Raw genomic sequence first — 3,046 nt, forward strand, 5'->3', positions numbered from 1 at the left:
GTTGTCAACCCCTTAGCCGGGCGTTAGGCAAGGTGAGTTTTTATCGGCTAAATCGAGTTGGAATTGAACGGTAAATTCCATGTTCTCAGACTGAACTTAAGCAATAAATAATCATCACATATTTGTTGTTTCTTGATCGCGTTGGGTTGTTTGTCGTTGTGAATTTAGCGGCAAAATAACCTTCAGCATCCAAACGTCCGCAGAGTATGCTACGCTCGTCACTTTTCTTCCAAATCGCTCAATTTGAGTTTTTTTGTTTCTTTGCTGATTCAGCATTTTGGTTATAAATGAATCGGTTAGTTGGTTTTCAGTTTTCAAACAAGCCTTGTTCTTGAGTTTTTAAAGTATCGTTGTCAATCTATTGGCCTAACAAACGGCTCAAGAGGGATTGTCAACGCTTGGCGGCTTTAGTACAAAATTGAAGTTCAGTGTTTACAGTGGTTTTTTGAGTTCGGCGGTGCGTTGTCAACCCCTTAGCCGGGCGTTAGGCAAAGTGAGTTTTTATCAGCTAAAACGAGTTTGAATTGAACGGTAAATCCCATGTTTTGTGGCTTAACTTAAGCGATAAATAATCATCACATATTTGCTGTTTCTTGATCGCGTTGGGTTGTTTATCGTTGTGAATTTAGCGGCAAAATAACCTTCAGCATCCAAACGTCCGCCGAGTATGCTACGCTCGTCACTTTTCTTCCAAACCGCTCAATTTGAGTTTTTTGTTTCTTTGCTGATTTAGCATTTTGGTTTATAAATAAATCGGTTAGTTGGTTTCAAGTTTACAAAAAAGCTCGTTCTTTGGTTTTGAAAGTGTCAGTGTCAATCGGTTGGCCTAACAAACGGTTAAAGAGGGACTGCCAACGCGTGGCGGTTTTTGTTCAAATCGGCATTTGTGATTATGGCTGTTATTTTGAGTTCAGTGTTTTGCGTTGTCAGCCCCTTAACCGGGCGTTATGTGTTTCTCGATTTATGGTCCACTCAAATTATGTAGTATGGAAAGATATAGAAGTATATTTACAGCTTTCGTCTTTGTTAGTTTCTTTTGCCATGGTGCATCAGATATTAACAGTCTTTATGTTTATGACGAACCGTTGGAGATGCCACCCTATTCAGATCAATGGGTTATTGATGGTGATTTAACAGATCTGAAGAACTTACATATAAGAAGAGACGGTAAATCTGGTGATTTATCAGCTCCAACCAGTATTGATTGTAAAACTAGAAAATTTACAGTGACGGGGAATGGACTTCTTTATACTTCCGATCCGATTTCATCATCAGAAGTTAGTCAACAAATCAGTGATAATGTCATTGAGGCAGTATTACAAAAAATTTGTGGTGCAAAAAGCACATAACAAACGGCTCAAGAGGGATTGCCAACGCGTGGCGACTTTAGTTCAAAATTGAAGTTCAGTGTTTACGGTGTGTTTTTTGAGTCCGGCTATGCGTTGTCAACCCCTTAGCCGGGCGTTATGTAACTATTGTAAATATTCGCAATATGAATATAATGTCACTCTTTAATTTAATGTGGTTGGGATTATGGAAAAGAAATTAACATTATCAGTTATTTTGTTTGCTTTATTCGGTTGTAATGGGGGAGATTCAACAGCCATTACGAATGGTACTGATGATAATGTTGTAGAGTATCAAAGTAATGGTCTTGAATTTACTTCAATTTCTTCCGGTATAGATGTCAATATTGATTTTTATAATCAGCTAACATCAGTTATTAATAAATCGAAAGTCGATATTATTCTAGATGTAAATAATAATTCAATTTTTGATGATGGTGATGTTCGTCTTAAAATTGGCAATCAATCACTAATGGCCAATGTAGTGTATGGTTCAGAGTGGATATCTGGCGATTTTATATTGGAGTTTAATGATGGTGGCAATGTGGTGTCTTTTAGACATGCTTCTGGTTTTATCATCGGGGGTAATAATGTTTTTTCCAATGATTTAGGTTCGGTTTCATATTATAGAAAGACGAACAATAGTAACTTGGTTGAGAATAAATTAATTGTAAGAATCAATAACTCGTTTACGACTGGTTCTAGTGATGTGAGTTTGGTTAATAAAGTAAAAGTAAGTCTTGGAAATATATCTAAAAATACTGGGGCAAATGTTTATGTTAGTGATGGTATCGATAGCTTTGACTATCTACCAGGGATGAACCTATTTACTCAAGGAGATACGTCTGATAACAATGATGATTTTATTGGTTCAGATAAATTTGTTGATCTTAAGTCGATTAAGATAACGAAATTTTAATCCTAACATAGTTACATAACAAACGCCGTAAGAGGAACTGTCAACGCACAGCATTTTCAGTGTTGGTGGTTATGGTGTTCATTTGAGTTTAGTGTTATGCGTTGCAAGCCCCTTAAGCGGGCGTTATTTATAATGTGTTTTTCTATATTATAGATTTAGCTGTAAATATTAAAATGGAGTTCAAAGTGGATCAAAGTTCTCATAGAAAAGGTAGCCCTGTTAAAGCAATCTCTCTGGCATTATTAATTGATGTTATTGGCACTTCAATTGTAACTGTAGGTTGTATTGTCCTATATATGTCTCAACTAAAAAGCAGTGGCTTTAATGAATCTCAATTGGTTGAGGCTATTAGTGATATAGATCTGATGTCCCCTTTATTTGCCTCTGGATTGTTTCTGGGAGGTTTGGTCTCCTGTTACTCTGGATATTTCTGTGCAAAGGTATCTAAAATCCATGAATATAGAAATGTAGCGATATTGTCATTGATTGTTGCAGTGCTTGGTTTTTTTTCTGGAGGAGATTTAATTCAGACTATAATACTAACAGTAATTAATACACTAGTTTATTTCTCTGGTGCATACCTGTGGATAAGAAAAAATACTGCGTAATTTGTGTATAAGTGAAGAGGTTTAATTAGAGTAACATAACAAACGCTTCAAGAGGGACAGCCAACGCGTGGCATTTTTACTATGCGTTGGTTTTCGGGATTACGGTGTTATGCGTAAGCTTGGTAGTAGCGTTGGCTGCCCCTTAAGCGGGCGTTAGGTGTCTTTAGTAACGC

3 protein-coding genes are annotated in these 3,046 nt (G+C 36.7%); all 3 read left to right on the plus strand.

Annotation, left to right across the window (positions count from 1 at the left end; genetic code table 11):
- Positions 1-986 precede the first annotated feature (986 nt).
- Positions 987-1,349: a hypothetical protein gene (locus AACQ42_RS00760; RefSeq protein WP_176429658.1), complete on the plus strand. Its 363-nt coding sequence runs from the start codon at positions 987-989 to the stop codon at positions 1,347-1,349.
- Between the two features lie 184 nt (positions 1,350-1,533).
- Complete coding sequence (locus tag AACQ42_RS00765) at positions 1,534-2,265, plus strand: hypothetical protein (protein WP_094165459.1); 732 nt, start codon at positions 1,534-1,536, stop codon at positions 2,263-2,265.
- Between the two features lie 185 nt (positions 2,266-2,450).
- Positions 2,451-2,873 (plus strand): hypothetical protein, encoded by a 423-nt coding sequence (locus tag AACQ42_RS00770; protein WP_088733299.1) that lies wholly within the window; start codon positions 2,451-2,453, stop codon positions 2,871-2,873.
- Positions 2,874-3,046 lie beyond the last annotated feature (173 nt).

The organism is Vibrio sp. V12_P9A6T4 (assembly GCF_963874835.1).
GTDB classification, from domain to species: Bacteria; Pseudomonadota; Gammaproteobacteria; order Enterobacterales; family Vibrionaceae; genus Vibrio; species Vibrio anguillarum.

Excerpts from the sequence above, each read along its gene's own strand:
- AACQ42_RS00765 (WP_094165459.1), top strand. The coding sequence starts at position 1,534 with ATGGAAAAGAAATTAACATTATCAGTTATTTTGTTTGCTTTATTCGGT.
- AACQ42_RS00760 (WP_176429658.1), top strand. The coding sequence starts at position 987 with ATGGAAAGATATAGAAGTATATTTACAGCTTTCGTCTTTGTTAGTTTC.